Origin of the sequence: Streptomyces sp. HUAS 31, assembly GCF_028198125.1 — a bacterium.
Taxonomy (GTDB): Bacteria; Actinomycetota; Actinomycetes; order Streptomycetales; family Streptomycetaceae; genus Streptomyces; species Streptomyces chartreusis.
Window position 1 is genome coordinate 2454368 of record NZ_CP116353.1, and the last position, 16664, is coordinate 2471031.

The 16664-nt window shown below is 71.2% G+C and carries 12 protein-coding genes; 7 read left to right on the top strand and 5 right to left on the bottom strand.

Features of this window, described 5'->3' with window-relative positions; translation table 11 throughout:
* Positions 1–191 precede the first annotated feature (191 nt).
* Both PGH47_RS10840 and PGH47_RS10845 read left to right on the top strand, forming a co-directional pair.
* A complete protein-coding gene (locus tag PGH47_RS10840) occupies positions 192–1040 on the top strand; it encodes a class I SAM-dependent methyltransferase (protein WP_271668024.1) in 849 nt (282 codons plus the stop codon).
* A gap of 22 nt (positions 1041–1062) precedes the next feature.
* Positions 1063–3702, top strand: coding sequence for an ATP-dependent RNA helicase (locus PGH47_RS10845; protein WP_271663247.1), 2640 nt, complete (start codon positions 1063–1065; stop codon positions 3700–3702).
* Here the strand turns inward: PGH47_RS10845 and PGH47_RS10850 are convergent.
* From PGH47_RS10850 to PGH47_RS10860, 3 genes are all read right to left on the bottom strand, one after another.
* Positions 3692–4684: a DUF3068 domain-containing protein gene (locus PGH47_RS10850; protein WP_271663248.1), complete on the bottom strand. Its 993-nt coding sequence runs from the start codon at positions 4682–4684 to the stop codon at positions 3692–3694. The two genes, PGH47_RS10845 and PGH47_RS10850, sit on opposite strands and share 11 nt — an antisense overlap.
* 26 nt (positions 4685–4710) lie before the next feature.
* Entirely contained in the window at positions 4711–4845 is a 135-nt protein-coding gene (locus tag PGH47_RS10855) for an SPW_0924 family protein (protein WP_107438846.1), read from the bottom strand.
* 165 nt (positions 4846–5010) lie between these two features.
* The gene (locus PGH47_RS10860) at positions 5011–6765 is read right to left on the bottom strand and encodes a lytic transglycosylase domain-containing protein (RefSeq protein ID WP_271663249.1); all 1755 of its coding nucleotides are present in this window, start codon (positions 6763–6765) and stop codon (positions 5011–5013) included.
* A gap of 317 nt (positions 6766–7082) precedes the next feature.
* On the opposite strand from PGH47_RS10860, the gene PGH47_RS10865 reads away from it, so the two are divergent.
* Positions 7083–7943 (top strand): DUF4184 family protein, encoded by an 861-nt coding sequence (locus tag PGH47_RS10865; RefSeq protein WP_271663250.1) that lies wholly within the window; start codon positions 7083–7085, stop codon positions 7941–7943.
* On the opposite strand, the gene PGH47_RS10870 is transcribed toward PGH47_RS10865, so the two are convergent.
* Positions 7858–8211: a hypothetical protein gene (locus PGH47_RS10870; protein WP_271663251.1), complete on the bottom strand. Its 354-nt coding sequence runs from the start codon at positions 8209–8211 to the stop codon at positions 7858–7860. The genes PGH47_RS10865 and PGH47_RS10870 overlap by 86 nt on opposite strands.
* A 420-nt stretch (positions 8212–8631) precedes the next feature.
* The gene (polA, locus tag PGH47_RS10875; protein ID WP_271663252.1) at positions 8632–11358 is read right to left on the bottom strand and encodes a DNA polymerase I; all 2727 of its coding nucleotides are present in this window, start codon (positions 11356–11358) and stop codon (positions 8632–8634) included.
* Positions 11359–11538: 180 nt separating this feature from the next.
* On the opposite strand from polA, the gene PGH47_RS10880 reads away from it, so the two are divergent.
* The 4 genes from PGH47_RS10880 to PGH47_RS10895 all read left to right on the top strand — a co-directional run bounded on the left by PGH47_RS10880 (position 11539) and on the right by PGH47_RS10895 (position 16569).
* On the top strand, positions 11539–13818 hold the full coding sequence (locus tag PGH47_RS10880; protein WP_271663253.1) for an FdhF/YdeP family oxidoreductase: 2280 nt from the start codon (positions 11539–11541) through the stop codon (positions 13816–13818).
* Positions 13819–13871: 53 nt separating this feature from the next.
* Positions 13872–14360 (top strand): hotdog fold thioesterase, encoded by a 489-nt coding sequence (locus PGH47_RS10885; protein ID WP_107907115.1) that lies wholly within the window; start codon positions 13872–13874, stop codon positions 14358–14360.
* Between the two features lie 92 nt (positions 14361–14452).
* Positions 14453–14860 carry a hypothetical protein gene (locus PGH47_RS10890; protein ID WP_271663254.1) on the top strand — a complete coding sequence of 136 codons (408 nt, stop codon included), beginning with the start codon at positions 14453–14455 and terminating at the stop codon, positions 14858–14860.
* A gap of 479 nt (positions 14861–15339) precedes the next feature.
* Positions 15340–16569 (top strand): branched-chain amino acid ABC transporter substrate-binding protein, encoded by a 1230-nt coding sequence (locus PGH47_RS10895; RefSeq protein ID WP_376060482.1) that lies wholly within the window; start codon positions 15340–15342, stop codon positions 16567–16569.
* Positions 16570–16664: the final 95 nt, after the last annotated feature.

Sequence of the window (16664 nt, forward strand, 5' to 3'; positions counted from 1 at the left end):
AGCGCAACTTGTAGCATACGGGGGCAGCCGGACAGGGTCAATGCGCGAAGCCGCACACCCGGGGCGGATCGCCTCATACCCGGCACAAAACCTGTCTCTTGAGGCCACGCGGGCCTTGGGCAGTCCCTTTCGTGACACCGCCGGGAGGGGCCGCGCCATTCAGGTGACGGAAGAGTACGACGAGGGAGCCGATCATCCAAGAGTCCGTATCGCCCGAGATCGAGTCCGCCGAGCCGGAGGCCACTCGGCGTCAGGCCGACGTCGCCGAGAGTTCCCGCGCCAACCGCGGCTGGTGGGACCGCAACGCCGACGAGTACCAGATCGAGCACGGCACCTTCCTCGGCGACGACCGCTTCGTCTGGGGTCCCGAGGGCCTGGACGAGGTGGAGGCCGAGCTGCTCGGACCGCCGGAGGACCTCAAGGGCAAGGACGTCCTGGAGATCGGCGCCGGCGCCGCGCAGTGCTCGCGCTGGCTGGCCGAGCAGGGGGCCCGTCCGGTCGCCCTGGACATCTCGCACCGCCAGCTCCAGCACTCGTTGCGCATCGGGGGCGCGTTCCCTCTGGTGTGCGCCGACGCGGGCGCTCTTCCCTTCGCCGACGGCTCCTTCGACCTGGCGTGCTCGGCGTACGGCGCGCTGCCGTTCGTCGCGGACCCGGTGCGGGTGCTGCGCGAGGTGGGCCGGGTGCTGCGGCCGGGCGGCCGTTTCGTCTTCTCGGTCACCCACCCGATCCGCTGGGCCTTCCCCGACGAGCCCGGCCCGGAGGGCCTGTCCGTCGCCGCCTCCTACTTCGACCGCACCCCATATGTGGAGCAGGACGACGAGGGCCGCGCGGTCTACGTCGAGCACCACCGCACCATCGGCGACCGGGTGCGCGACATCGTGGCCGGAGGGTTCCGGCTGGTGGACCTGGTCGAGCCGGAGTGGCCGGCCTGGAACACCTCCGAGTGGGGCGGCTGGTCCCCGCTGCGCGGGAACCTGATCCCGGGGACTGCGATCTTCGTGTGCGAGCGAAGCCGGCCGGGGGCGTCCCCGGCCTGAGTCCGGGGGAGAGACTGAGCAGGTGATCCGTTACGACGCCCTGGACGCGCTGCCCGTACGCGGTGCCCTGCCCGGTCTGACCGACGCCCTGGACGGGCACGGCACGGCGGTACTCGTCGCGCCGCCCGGCACGGGCAAGACGACGCTGGTGCCGCCGGCTCTGGCGGGCCTGCTCGGCGAGGGGCCGGCGCGGCGGGTGGTCGTGGCGGAGCCGCGACGGATCGCCGCCCGGGCCGCCGCGCGGCGGATGGCTTGGCTACTGGGCGAGAAGGTCGGCGAGAGCGTCGGCTACACCGTGCGCGGGGAGCGGGTCGTCGGGCGGCACGCGCGCGTGGAGGTCGTCACGACCGGTGTGCTGCTCCAGCGGTTGCAGCGCGACCAGGAGCTCGCGGGTGTGGACGTCGTCGTCCTCGACGAGTGCCACGAGCGGCACCTGGACGCGGACACGGTGGCGGCGTTCCTGTGGGACGTGCGGCAGGCGTTGCGGCCGGAGCTGCGGCTGGTAGCCGCGTCGGCGACGACGGACGCGCAGGGGTGGGCGCGGCTGCTGGGCGACGCGCCGGTCGTCGAGGCCGAGGGCACGGCGCACCCCGTGGACGTGGTCTGGGCGCCGCCGACACGTCCTATACGGCCGCCGCACGGGATGCGGGTCGACCCGGCGCTGCTGACGCATGTGGCGTCGGTGGTACGGCGGGCGCTGGCCGAGCGGGCCGGCGACGTGCTGTGTTTCCTGCCGGGCACGGGCGAGATCGCTCGGGTGGCGGGGCAGCTGGGGGATCTCGGGGACGTCGAGGTGCTCCAGGTGCACGGGCGGGCGCCGGCGGCCGTGCAGGACGCGGTGCTGGCCGGCGGGGAGCGGCGGCGGGTGGTGCTGGCGACGTCCGTGGCGGAGTCGTCCCTGACGGTTCCCGGGGTGCGGGTGGTCGTCGACTCCGGGCTGGCACGGGAGCCCCGCGTGGATCACGCACGCGGGCTGAGCGCGCTGACGACGGTACGGGCCTCGCAGGCGGCCGGCCGGCAGCGGGCGGGGCGGGCCGGGCGTGAGGCCCCGGGCGCGGTGTACCGCTGCTGGGCGGAGGCCGAGGACGTCCGGCTCCCCCGCTTCCCGTCCCCGGAGATAAAGGTGGCCGACCTGACGGCCTTCGCCTTGCAGGCGGCGTGCTGGGGCGACCCGCAGGCGACGGGGCTGGCCCTGCTGGACCCGCCGCCGGGCGGTGCGATGGCGGCGGCGAGAAGCGTCCTCGCGGCCATCGGCGCCGTGGACACCGACGGCCGCGCCACACTGCGCGGCACCGCCCTGGCCCGCCTGGGGCTGCATCCCCGTCTGGGCCGGGCGCTCCTGGACACGTCCGGCTCGGGCGCCGAGGTGGTCGCGCTGCTGAGCGAGGAGCCCCCGAGAGAGTACGGCGACGACCTGGCCGCAGCGCTACGGACGGCCCGTCGCGGCGGCGACGCGTATGCGGCGCGCTGGCGCACGGAGGTGCGTCGGCTGCGGGCGAACGGCGGGGGCGCGCGGGCGCGGGGCGCGGGCGACAGCGCGGTGGGGCAGGGCGGGAGTGCCCGCACGACCGCGCGCAGCGGGGAGGAGCACACCTCGGCGCATGGCGGAGCCGCGCGCACCGCGGCAGAAGGTGGTGGCGAGCGGACCCCGGCGGCCGGCAGGAACGACCGTCCCGCCGCGCACGGCGGTGACGAGGGGACCGCCGGGATCGTCGCCGCCCTCGCCTTCCCCGAGCGGGTCGCCAAGGCCGACGGTGGTTCCTATCTGATGGCCTCCGGGACGCGGGCCGAGTTGCGGGACGGGAGTCCGTTGCGGGGTGCGCCGTGGATCGCGGTGGCCGTGGCGGACCGGCCCGTGGGCAAGGGGCATGCGCGGGTGCAGCTCGCCGCCGCGGTGGACGAGGACACGGCACGCTCGGCGGCGGCCCCGCTGTATCACTCGGGCCAGGAGGTGCACTGGGCCGACGGGGACGTCGTCGCCCGGCGGGTCGAGCGGCTCGGGGCGATCGAGCTGGCGGTGCGGCCCCTGAAGGACGCCGACCCCGTTCTCGTACGCGAGGCGCTGCTCGAAGGGCTGCGGCAGGAAGGGTTCGGTCTGTTGCGGTGGTCCGCCGACGCCGGCGTGCTGCGGCAGCGGCTCGCCTTTCTGCGGCTGCATCTGGGGGAGCCGTGGCCCGATGTCTGTGACGACGCGCTGCACGCGCGCGTGGACGAGTGGCTGGAGCCCGAGCTCGGGCGGGCGCGGCGGCGGGGCGACCTGGCGCGGATCGACGCCGGGGAGGCGCTCGCGCGGCTGCTGCCGTGGGCCTCGGGGGACGCGGGGCGACTGGACGAGCTGGCCCCGGAGCGGATCGCCGTGCCCAGTGGGTCCCGGATCAGGATCGACTACGGCAATCCGGAGCAGCCCGTCCTCGCCGTGAAGTTGCAGGAGATGTTCGGTCTGCACGAGTCGCCGGCGGTGGCCGGGGTGCCGCTCCTGGTCCATCTCCTCTCCCCCGCCGGGCGGCCCGCGGCAGTCACCGCCGACCTCGCCTCCTTCTGGAGGGACGGCTACAAGGGCGTACGGGCGGAGCTGCGCGGTCGCTATCCGAAGCACCCGTGGCCCGAGGACCCGGCCGGCGCCGAGCCGACCCGGCACACCAACGCCCGGCTCAGGCGGTGACCGGCTCCGGCTCGGTGTCCCTCGTCGGTTCCGGGTCGCCGGGGCGGCGGCCGCGCGCCTCCAGGTAGAGGGAGAGCGCGAGGAGGAGGACGCCCAGGGTCAAAAAGCCCCAGGGCAGGTACGACGTCAGCAGCAGGACCAGGGTGCGGTTGGAGCTGACGAGGTCGACGGTGTGCTCGATGTAGTCCTCGCGCATCTTCACGTGGCCCGCGAACGCCGTCACCTTGTCGCGGCCGCCGAGCAGGGTGCCGCCGCGCAGTTCCTCCTTGTGGATCTCCTCGCCGTAGACGGGGGCGCCGGTGAGGGGTTCGACCCAGAACTTGCGGACGGTGGTGTACCAGCGGGTGGTGCCGGTCTTGGCGACGGACTCCGGCGTGATGCCCTCGACCGGCATCGTCTTCGGGAACGCCACCTTAGTCCACGGGATGGTCTGCTCGAAGTAGTAGACCTCGACGCCGCGGAAGTCCTGGGTGCCCTTGTAATGGATGGGGGCGGTGATCCGTGCCTGGGCGTCGAAGTACTCGTAGTCCCGCTTCTCCGTGAGGAAGGGCCACTTGAACTCGATGCCCTGCCGTTTGACCGGATCGCCGTCGACCGCCTCGCCGGTGGCGTGCACGGGTTCCTGGCTGTGGGCGTCGAAGATGTAGCGCTCGGGGATCTTGGAGACCATCTTGCCGTCCGGTCCCACGACATAGGACAGGCCGTCCCAGACGACGACGTCCTTGCCGGCCGTCCGCTCGATCTTCTCCGACTCCTCGACGTTGCCCTTCAGCGTCTGCACGATGGTGACCTTGGGGACCTTGCGGGCCTTCATCGTGCCGTAGTCGAGGAGGGTCGCGTCCTTCGCCTCCAGGACCATGTCCTGGTACTGGTTCGCCGGGATCTTCGCCAGGCGCGGGAAGGCGTACCAGCGCAGCAGCGGGGACAGGGCCGCGAAGAACACGGCGAGGGCGAGCAGGATCAGACTGGCCTTGCGGCGCATCTCGGCCTCCCTCCCGGACGGGACGGTTACGGGTGTGCGGGCACCGTCGTCAGCAGTGGCTTCGGTGAGGTCTCGCCCGCCGGTGAGCCCATCGCGGTGAGCGCGAGGACCAGGGCGAGCGCGACGGCGAGACCGGTCGCGGCGGCGATCAGGGCGCGCATACGGGCCTCCCGGAACCCCGGAACTGATTCGGCATTCATCTGATACGGCGTCAGGTCCGGCACCGTAGCAACGCTCGGGCGAGATGAGAACACGTTGCACACACAGACGAAGGGCGCCCTGTCCGCCGGAGCGGAAGAGCGCCCTTCGTACGGGTGCCGGTGGTGCTACACGCTGGGGCTCGGGCTCGCCGAGTCCGTGCCGGACGCCGGCTCCGAGGGGGTCGGGCTGGGCGACGTGTCGGCCGCCGCCACCTTGAGCTCGACGGTCAGGGTCGCGCCGCCCGCGGTGTTGATGCGGAGCAGGAACGTGCCGGTGGTGTCGTCGGCGTACAGCTTGGGCAGCTTGAGCAGGCCCTTGGCGTCCGTCGTCAGACCGGTGAGGGTGCGCACCGGTTTGCCGTCGGCGTCCTTGAAGTAGGGACCCTTGTCGTTCTCGGTCGCGTCGTCAGCCGACTTGATGAGCGTGGCGGTGGCCGCCACCTTGTCCGCGACGGCGCCCTTGTAGGTCGCCTTCACCTCGACCTGGTCGGCGAACTCGCCGCCCGGGGTGCAGGTCAGGGCGTCCTCGCCGGTACGGGCGAGGGTGTCGGCGGCGCGCTCGGTGACGGTGGCCGTGTAGTCGAGTCCGCTGACGGTGCGGCCGACGACGGTGGTGCGTACGACGAACTCGCCGGTGTTCTCGCCCGCCTTGAGCGCGGGCGCCACCGCTTCACCGATGCTGTTGGTGAGGACCGTGGCGTACTTCTCGCCGGTGCTGAACGCGGCGTCGGTGGCGCCGATGATCGCGAAGCGGACGCGGACCTTCGGGACCGCCTTGCCGGCCTTGGTCTCGGCACGGGCGGTGATCTTCTCGGTGAAGGCGTCGCCCGCCATCGCGCTGAGCTTGGCGGTCCCCGCGTCCTCCAGGTGGTGGACGGTGTCGGTGGGGGTGGGCGTCGGCGTGGCGGGCGGCGTCGTGCTCGGCGGCGGGGTGGGCTTCGGGCTCGTGGAGCCGCCGTCGCCGCCGCCGGGCTTGGGGGTGCTCGGCGATGACGGTGCGGTCGGTGTGGTGGGGCTGCCGGGCGTCGTCGGCGTGGGGCTCGCGCCCGCCGTGTCGTCGCTGCGGTCGGAGGGGAGGGTGCCCGTGCCGTCCGGGATCTCGTGCGTGCCCTTGCGGTAGTACTCCAGCCACCTCAGGACGAGGTTCAGATAGTCCTGCGAGTTGTTGTAGCTGAGGATCGCGCTGTCGAGGTCGCCCTTGGTGGACAGGTCCCAGCCGAAGCGGCAGAGGTAGTGGCCGGCGGCGAGTGCGGCGTCGTAGACGTTGTTGGGGTCCTTCTTGCCGTCGCCGTTGCCGTCGCGGCCGGCCCACTCCCAGGTGGAGGGGATGAACTGCATCGGGCCGACGGCACGGTCGTAGGAGCTGTCGCCGTCGTAGGCGCCGCCGTCGGTGTCGCTGATGCTCGCGAAGCCGTTGCCGTTGAGCTGCGGGCCGAGAATCCTGGAGAGCGTGTCGCCGTTCGCGTCGACCCGGCCGCCGCGGGCCTGGCCCGACTCGACCTTGCCGATGGCGGCGAGCAGCTCCCAGGGGAGGTTGCAGCCGGGCTTGGACTCCTGGAGCGCGGTCGCGGCCTTCTTGTAGGCGTCGAGAACGGTCGCGGGTATGCCCGCCTCGCTCGTGCCCTGGGTGACCGGCGTGCCGGTGGTGGGCGAGGGGTTGGGGCTGTTGAGTGGAGGCAGGTCCGTGTAGTACGGGGAGTTGCCGGTCGCGCTGTTCTCGGCGGGCGTGTCCGGGGACGGCTGGGTGCCGGTGGTGACCTTTCTGCCGGCGTCGTCGGTCGTCACTCCCGGAGCCTGGGACGCGGCCAGTGCCGCGACCACTACCGCGGCGACCGTGGTGTTCACCGCGCCCTTGCGGAGCCTGCCGAATTGCGCCGCCATGAAATGGACCCCTCCCGCGGACGCCCGAGCGCCCATCTCTGTCTGCCGGGCAGCCGTGCCCGCCCTTGTAGTGACGATCGACCGGCCGCGACAGTTGCCCTCGCGGCACACCTTCGTCGCTGTTCATCTGTTCGACCGCATGACGCTGCCGCGGCAACCCAGGCGACCCTACGACAACTTCCTTTGCAGGGTCACCCGTTGGCGTCCGATTTTTACCCCTTGGCCATATGAGAGACGGCCGTCGTACGCCCCGCATACTGGCTACTCCGACGACCTGGGTGGGACCGGTCCCACAACACCCCGCACAAGGAGCCCCGTTGCCGTTCACGCTCAGCCACGCGGCCGCCGTACTGCCGGCTGTCCGCACCGATGGAACCGGCCGCGGCACGCTCGTACCGGCCATGCTGGTGGCGGGTTCGTTCTCTCCCGACATGACCTATTACGCGGCGAGTGTCCTGCCCCAGGCGATGGAATTCGGCGACGTCACGCACTCGTTCGCGGGCGTGTTCACCGTCGACGTGGTGGTCGCCCTGGCGCTGGTGGGCCTGTGGCTCCTGCTGCGCGAACCGCTCGTGGCGCTGCTGCCCGCGCGACGCCAGGCACGCGTGGCCACGCTGCTGCGCTGCGGGGCGCCACGCGCGCGGGTGCGGCCGTCGGTGGCGGCGCGCTGGTACGTCTCGGCCGTGCTCGGCTCGCTGACGCATGTCGTGTGGGACGCCTTCACCCATCTCGACCGCTGGGGGATGCGGCTGTTCCCCGTGCTGGGCGAGGAGATCGCGGGCTCCCCGCTGTACTGGTACCTCCAGTACGGCGGTTCGGCGGTGGCCGCGGTCGCCATCGCCGCGTTCGTGGTCGTGGCGCTGCGGCGGACTGCGCCGGCCACGCCGGTCGGGGTCGCGGCGCTCTCGGTACGGGACCGGTGGTGGGCCTGTGCCGTGATCGGCGGCCTGGCCGCGGTTGCCGCGGTGCAGCGGGCGTCGCGGTGGTGGGCGTACTGGGGGTCGACCGCCAAGTACTGGGAGCTGATTCCCACGCTGTGCTTCGGTGCGGGCGCGGGGCTCGTCCTCGGGCTGGTGCTGTACGCCCTCGGGGTCAGAGTGTGGCGTCCGGTTCCGCGCCCGGGCAGTGCGGGTGCCGGTGGGGCGGGGCGGGAGCCGAGCCGTCCAGCTGCTCGCTGAGGGCGCGGGCCGTCGCGACGAACAGCTTGACGGTGCGCAGGGGCTGCCGGCGCGCGAGTGCGGTGCGGGTGAGGGCGAGCCTGGCGCGGAGGGTGGCCGCCGTCGCCGCCGTCCGCCGCAGGGGGGCGATCAGGTCGGCCGGGATGCGGGCGGTGCTCGCGTCGGCGGCGAAGAACGGGACCTTGGGCGGCTTTGTGGAGGGGGTGTCCTGGCTGTCCACGTTCGCCGGTGCCGGGGCCGTCCGGCGGTGGAGCGTGCGTATACCCATGCCCGCATCCTTACGGGCGGGGGGTGGCGGGAGCGTGTTTGCGGGGGCCACGTGGGTGACGGGCCCTCCGGGGGTCGGGCCGGGGCCGGTGCGTCTGCCGGGTCACTGTTCGTCTGGGGCTGCGGGTCCGTCGTGGCTGGTCGCGCAGTTCCCCGCGCCCCTCAAAACTGCCGCCTCATCTGCCGGGTCGCGGTTCTTTCGGGGCTGCGGGTCCGTGGTGGCTGGTCGCGCAGTTCCCCGCGCCCCTGAAAAACGCCGCCTCGCCCCCCCGGGTCGCGGTTCGTCTGGAGCTGCCGGTCCGTCGTGGCCGAGCGCGCAGTTCCCCGCGCCCCTTCAGGGCGCTGACGCGCCCCTCGTGCGATGAGTACCGGGGCGGTGGAAGACCGGCCCGGCACTCATCCCGCTCGAACGCCGGAGGCGCTAGTGCGCTGCCGACTCCCAGTCCGAGCCGTCGCCGACCGAGACTCCCAGGGGGACGTTGAGGTGGACGGCGTCGGACATTTCGCGGCGGACCAGGGCCTCGGCCGCCTCGCGTTCGCCGGGGGCGATCTCCAGGACGATTTCGTCGTGGACCTGGAGGAGCATGCGGGAGGTGAGGTTCTCCTCGCGCAGGGCCCGGTCCACGTTCAGCATGGCGATCTTGACGATGTCCGCCGCCGTGCCCTGGATGGGGGCGTTGAGAGCCATGCGCTCGGCGGCCTCGCGCCGCTGGCGGTTGTCGCTGTTGAGGTCGGGCAGGTAGCGGCGGCGCCCGAAGAGCGTCGCCGTATAGCCGGTCGCCCGTGCCTCGTCGACCGCGCGGCGGAGGTAGTCCCGTACGCCTCCGAAGCGCTCGAAGTAGGCGTCCATCAGGGCACGGGCCTCACCCGCGTCGATGTTCAGCTGCTGCGAGAGGCCGAAGGCCGACAGACCGTACGCCAGGCCGTAGGACATGGCCTTGATCTTGCGGCGCATCTCCGCGTCCACCGCGGAAGGCTCCACGGCGAACACCTGTGAGGCGGCCGTGGTGTGCAGGTCCTCGCCCGAGGTGAACGCCTCGATCAGGCCCTCGTCCTCGGACAGGTGGGCCATCACGCGCAGCTCGATCTGGCTGTAGTCGGCGGTCATCAGGGACTCGAAGCCCTCGCCGACCACGAAGCCCCGGCGGATCGCCCGGCCCTCGTCGGTGCGGACCGGGATGTTCTGGAGGTTCGGGTCCGTGGAGGACAGCCGGCCGGTCGCCGCGACCGTCTGGTTGAAGGTGGTGTGGATCCGGCCGTCCGCGGCGATCGTCTTGATCAGGCCCTCGACGGTGACGCGCAGCTTCGCCTGCTCGCGGTGGCGCAGCATGATGACCGGCAGTTCGTTGTCGGTCTGGCCGGCCAGCCAGGCGAGGGCGTCGGCGTCCGTGGTGTAGCCGGTCTTCGTCTTCTTCGTCTTGGGCAGCGCCAGTTCGCCGAAGAGGACTTCCTGGAGCTGCTTGGGCGAGCCCAGGTTGAACTCGTGGCCGGCCGCAGCGTGCGCCTCCTTCACGGCCTGCTGCACGGCGCCCGCGAACATCTGCTCCATGGATTCCAGGTGCGCCCGGTCGGCCGCGATGCCGTGCCGCTCCATGCGGGCCAGCAGGGCGGAGGTGGGCAGCTCCATGTCCCGCAGCAGGTCCGCGGCGCCGACCTCCTCCAGGCGGGCGTCGAAGGCCTCGCCCAGGTCGAGGACCGCGCGGGCCTGGATCATCAGCGCCTCGGCCTCGGCGCCGTCGTCCGCGCCGAAGGCGAGCTGGCCGTCGGCCGCGGCGGCCGGGGCGAGCTCGCGGTGGAGGTATTCCAGGGACAGCGCGTCCAGGTCGAAGGAGCGCCGGCCCGGCTTGACGAGGTAGGCGGCGAGCGCGGTGTCCATGCGGACGCCGTCGATGCTCCAGCCGTGCTCGGCGAAGACGCGCATCGCGCCCTTGGCGTTGTGGAAGACCTTCGGTTTGGCGGCGTCGGCCAGCCAGGCCGCGAACGCCTTCTCGTCGGCCTCGTCCAGCTGCGCCGGGTCGAACCAGCCGGCCGCGCCGTCGCCCGCCGCGAGCGCCACCTCGGCGACCGAGCCGGTGCCCAGCGCCCAGGTGTCTACGGTGGCGACACCGAGGACGTCGCCCGCGTGCTCCGCCAGCCAGGGCGCCAGCTCGCCGGTGCCGAGCACCGCACCGTCGATCTCCACGCCCTCGGCGGTGATCGGGGTGGCCTCGGCCTCCTCGGCGCCGGGGTCGACGCCGAAGAGCCGCTCGCGCAGGGACGGGTTCCTGATCTCCAGGGTGTCCAGGACCAGGGAGACGGCCTTGCGGTCGTACGGCTCGCGCGCGAGCTCGGTGACGGTCTTGGGCAGCTCGACCTGGCGCTCCAGCTCGGTGAGGCGGCGGTTGAGCTTGACCGCGTCCAGGTGGTCGCGGAGGTTCTGGCCGGCCTTGCCCTTGACCTCCTCCACGCGCTCGACCAGCTCCGCGAACGAGCCGAACTGGTTGATCCACTTCGCGGCGGTCTTCTCGCCGACGCCCGGGATGCCCGGCAGGTTGTCGGACGGGTCGCCGCGCAGGGCCGCGAAGTCGGGGTACTGGGCGGGCGTCAGGCCGTACTTCTCGAAGACCTTCTCCGGGGTGAAGCGGGTCAGCTCGGAGACGCCCTTCGTCGGGTACAGGACCGTGGTGTGGTCGCTGACCAGCTGGAAGGAGTCGCGGTCGCCGGTGACGATCAGCACCTCGAAGCCGTCGGCCTCGGCCTGGGTGGCGAGGGTGGCGATCACGTCGTCGGCCTCGAAGCCGTCGACGGCGAAGCGCGAGACGTGCATCGCGTCGAGGAGCTCGCCGATCAGCTCGACCTGGCCCTTGAACTCGTCGGGGGTCTTGGAGCGGTTCGCCTTGTACTCCGTGAACTCCGCGGAGCGCCAGGTCTTGCGGGACACGTCGAAGGCCACGGCGAAGTGCGTGGGCGCCTCGTCGCGCAGTGTGTTGGCCAGCATCGACGCGAAGCCGTAGATCGCGTTCGTCGGCTGGCCCGTCGCGGTCGTGAAATTCTCCGCGGGGAGCGCGAAGAACGCGCGGTAGGCCAGCGAGTGCCCGTCCATGAGCATCAGGCGGGGCCGGCTGCCCCCGGGGTTGCTGTCGGTCTTCTTCGATGCTGTCTCTGCCACGCCCCCGATCCTGCCACGCCCCACTGACACTCGGTCCCCATCGGGGGTGCGGCCCTGTGGAGGGGATGTGCGGGCCCATGGGGCAACGGGTCCAGGTGCCGGGACCCCCCACCGCGTTGTCGGTACCGCATGCGAGGATCGGCGACGTAGCTCACACGTGTACGTGAAGAGGAGTGCGCGATGGCATCCAAGCCGCCCAAGGGTGATCCGGTTCAGGACGCGCCGCAGGTCGCCGAGCCGCAGCATGCGGCGGCGGGTCTGCCTGCCATCGGGCACACCCTGCGCATCGCGCAGCAGCAGATGGGCGTGAAGCGGACCATGTTGACGCTGCTCAGCGTCAACCAGAAGAACGGCTTCGACTGCCCCGGCTGCGCCTGGCCGGAGCCGGACCACAGGCACAAGGCGGAGTTCTGCGAGAACGGCGCGAAGGCGGTGGCCGAGGAGGCGACCCTTCGCCGGGTCACCCCGGAGTTCTTCGCCGCGCACTCCGTCGCCGACCTCGCGACCCGCAGTGGGTACTGGCTGGGGCAGCAGGGCCGGCTGACCAACCCCATGTACCTCCCGGAGGGCGGCACGCACTACGAGCCGGTCACCTGGGAGCGGGCCTTCGACATAGTCGCCGAGGACGTAGCCGCCCTCGACTCCCCCGACGAGGCCGTCTTCTACACCTCCGGGCGCACCAGCAACGAGGCCGCGTTCCTCTATCAGCTCTTCGCGCGCGAGCTCGGCACGAACAACCTGCCGGACTGCTCCAACATGTGCCACGAGTCGTCCGGCTCGGCGCTCTCCGAGACCATCGGCATCGGCAAGGGCAGCGTCCTGCTCGACGACCTGTACAAGGCCGAGCTGATCATCGTCGCCGGGCAGAACCCCGGGACGAACCACCCGCGCATGCTGTCCGCCCTGGAGAAGGCCAAGGCGAACGGCGCGCGGATCATCACCGTCAACCCGCTGCCCGAGGCGGGCCTGGAGCGCTTCAAGAACCCGCAGACCCCGCAGGGCATGCTCAAGGGCGCGGCCCTCACGGATCTGTTCCTCCAGATCCGCATCGGTGGCGACCAGGCCCTGTTCCGCCTCTTCAACAAGCTGATACTGGAGACCGAGGGCGCGGTCGACGAGGAGTTCGTGCGCGAGCACACCCACGGCTACGAGGAGTTCGCCGAGGCCGCGCGCGCCGCCGACTGGGACGAGACGCTGACGGCGACGGGCCTGGCGCGCGAGGACATCGACAGGGCCATGGAGATGGTCCTGGCCTCGCGGCGCACGATCGTGTGCTGGGCGATGGGCCTGACCCAGCACAAGCATTCGGTGCCGACGATCCGTGAGGTCGTCAACTTCCTTCTGCTGCGCGGCGACATCGGCCGCCCGGGCTCGGGCGTGTGCCCGGTGCGCGGTCACTCCAACGTGCAGGGCGACCGCACGATGGGCATCTTCGAGCGGCCGGCCCCGGCCTTCCTGGACGCCTTGGAGAAGGAGTTCGGCTTCGCGCCCCCGCGCGAGCACGGCTTCGACGTCGTGCGGGCGATCCGGGCGATGCGCGACGGCGAGGCGAAGGTCTTCTTCGCGATGGGCGGCAATTTCGTGGCCGCCACGCCCGACACCGACGTCACCGAGGCGGCCGTGCGGCGCGCCCGGCTGACCGTGCACGTGTCGACGAAGCTCAACCGCAGCCATGTCGTCACGGGCGCCCGCGCGCTGATCCTGCCGACGCTGGGCCGCACCGAGCGCGACCTCCAGGGCAGCGGCGAGCAGTTCGTGACCGTCGAGGACTCGATGGGCATGGTGCACGCCTCCCGCGGCCGTCTGGACCCGGCGAGCGGACACCTGCTGTCGGAGCCGGCGATCGTGTGCCGTCTGGCGCGGCGGGTGCTGGGCGAGGGCAGCCGCACGTCGTGGGAGGAGTTCGAGAAGGACTACGCGACGATCCGCGACCGCATCGCGCGCGTGATCCCCGGCTTCGAGGACTTCAACGCGCGCGTGGCCCGCCCCGGCGGCTTCACGCTCCCGCACGCCCCGCGTGACGAGCGCCGCTTCCCGACGGCGACGGGCAAGGCCAACTTCACGGCGGCCCCGGTCGAGTACCCGGAGGTCCCCGAGGGACGGCTGCTGCTTCAGACCCTGCGGTCGCACGACCAGTACAACACCACGATCTACGGCCTCGACGACCGTTACCGGGGCATCCGGAACGGCCGCCGGGTGGTCATGATCAACCCCGAGGACGCACAGCGCCTGAAGATCGCCGACGGCTCGTACGTCGACCTGGTCGGCGAGTGGAAGGACGGCGTCGAGCGGCGCGCGCCCGGCTTCCGGGTCGTGCACTATCCGACGGCCCGCGGCTGCGCGGCCGCGTACTACCCGGAGACCAATGTCCTGGTCCCGCTGGACGCCACCGCGGACACCAGCAACACCCCGGCCAGCAAGTCCGTGGTCGTCCGTCTGGAACAATCGGCGACCGACTGAGCGTTTGCTCAGTCGTCTTGACGCGACTGAGCACCACGAACGGAGCCGACCCCATGGGCGAGCAGCAGCACGTGAAGTTCCCGCAAGAGGTCATCGACGAGTACGCCGCGCTCGGCGTCGATCTGCCGGCCCTGTTCTCCGCCGGGCACCTCGGTACGCGGATGGGCGTGCAGATCCTGGAGGCGTCCGCGGAGCGGGTCGTCGGGACCATGCCGGTGGAGGGGAACACCCAGCCGTACGGGCTGCTGCACGGCGGCGCCTCGGCGGTGCTCGCCGAGACGCTGGGGTCGGTGGGGTCGATGCTGCACGGCGGGAGCTCCAAGATCGCGGTCGGTGTCGACCTCAACTGCACCCATCACCGGGGTGCGCGCTCCGGCCTCGTGACGGGCGTGGCCACGCCGCTGCACCAGGGCCGCTCGACGGCGACGTACGAGATCGTGATCAGTGACGAGCAGGGGCGGCGGGTGTGCACCGCGCGGCTCACCTGTCTGCTGCGGGACGTGAACCCGGGCGACGGGGAGCACCTCCGCCCGGCGAACTGACGCCGACTCCCTGACGACGACGATGTGACCACAAACCCCTTGCGCCCGCGGACCGTTGAAACCCCGGCGCCCGACGGCATAACGTCGGGGGCATGACGACGGGAGGGCCCCGCCGCAAGGGGGCCGCGCTCGGACTGGCGCTGCTGGCCGCCGTATCGGTGGCCGGCTGCGGCGACCCCGGCGCCGGGAGCGACGCTCCCGAGTCCAGGGCGGGCGCCAACTCCCCCTCCCCGTCGGCGACTCCGCCCGCGCGGCTGTGCGCGAACCTCATCGGATACTGGGCGCGCCGGTCGCTGACCGGCGACACCTACGGCGACTACCAGTCAATGGGCCTGTCCGACGGCCAGTACGAGATCCTGCGCAAGGTCGTGGACGGCGCGCGGGCCGAGCGGGAGCGCGCGGACGAGCGGTCGGCGGACCGCCTGATCGACCGCAGGGCACGGGAGTTGTGCACGGAGCGGTACCGCGAGGGCGAGCCGACCGGGGGTCCATGGGGCTGAGCGAGGCATTCGTAATTCCAATTTCGGTGCCCCATGCACGAAAAAACCGGAGCGCCGGACACCTTTCACATTCGTAACGCTGCGTAATACGGGTGCAATGCGAACCAACAGCTCCCCTGCGGTGATCACCTTTCGCACAAGGCACCCAAGACCCTCTGGTCGCCTCCAGCAACGACCCCGGTAATCACCAAAACGTGCGAACACTCGTGAAGAAGCTACGCGCGAACGCTGCGAGTTCTCACAATGTGGACAGGGCGAATCGGCCGGAAATCCGCTCTTCCCCCCACGGAGTACCGCTCTGTGTTACCCCGTGTCATAACAAGAGCGTCACAGCATTGGTCAGAGCCTCCTCCATGTTCCCCACCCCCGCTTAGAGTCACCGCCAGTCACCGCGCCATCGGATTCGAAGTCACTTCGGCCCAGCGCTCGACTCGGCGAGTTCCATGGGGAGCCGCCGTGCCAGGGAAAGGACCTGATTCGTGCGTCAACGTTCGATCATCGCCATAACCGCCGCGCTCGCGGCGGGATCGCTGACACTCACGGCTTGTGGGTCGCGTGACGACGACGGCGGCAGCAGCAACGGCGACAAGACCACGGTTGTGATCGGTGTCGACGCCCCGCTGACCGGCGACCTGTCGGCCCTCGGCCTCGGCATCAAGAACTCCGCCGACCTGGCCGCGAAGGTGGCCAACAAGAAGGAGTACGTCAAGGGCGTCGAGTTCAAGATCGAAGCCCTCGACGACCAGGCGCAGCCCACCGTCGGCCAGCAGAACGCCGTCAAGTTCATCAACAACAAGGACATCCTCGGCGTCGTCGGCCCGCTGAACTCCAGCGTCTCGCAGCAGATGCAGAAGCCGTTCAACGACGCCGGCCTCACCCAGATCTCCCCGGCCAACACCGGTACGGAGCTGACCCAGGGCGACGGCTGGAAGACCGGCGACTCGGTCCGCCAGTTCAAGACCTTCTTCCGTACGGCCACCACGGACGAGATCCAGGGCGCCTTCGCAGCGGACTACCTGTACAACCAGGCGAAGCTGAAGAAGGTCTACCTGATCGACGACCAGAAGACCTACGGCGCGGGCCTCGCCGCGTCCTTCAAGGCGAACTTCACCAAGTTCGGTGGTCAGATCGTGGGCACCGACCACGTGAACCCCGACGACCGTGACTTCAACGCCGTGGTCGCCAAGATCAAGAAGACCGGTGCCCAGGCCCTCTACTACGGCGGCGAGTACCCGGCCGCCGGTCCGCTGAGCCAGCAGCTCAAGGACAGCGGCCAGAACATCCCGCTCATGGGCGGCGACGGCATCTACTCCGGTGAGTTCCCGAAGCTGAACAAGAAGGCCGAGGGTGACCTCGCGACCTCCGTGGGCAAGCCGGTCGAGCAGCTCGACTCCGCCAAGACGTTCATCAAGGACTACGAGGCGGCGGGCTACGAGGACGCCTACGAGGCGTACGGCGGCCTCACCTACGACGCCACCTGGTCGATCATCGAGGCCGTGAAGCTGGCGGTCGAGGGCAACGACGGCAAGGTTCCGTCCGACGGCCGCAAGGCTGTCCTGGACGCCATGGCCAAGGTCAAGTTCGACGGCGTCACCGGCACCATCTCGTACGACGAGTTCGGCGACACCACGAACCACACCATGACCGCGTACAAGGTCAAGAGCAACGCCTGGGCGCCGGAGTTCAGCGGCGAACCCAAGCTCGGCTGACGAGGGACGAGTAGAGACTCCCCACTCACACATTGATCCAGGCCGCGCGGGAAGCGTCCATCGGCGCTCCCGCGCGGCGCCATATCCGAACCACT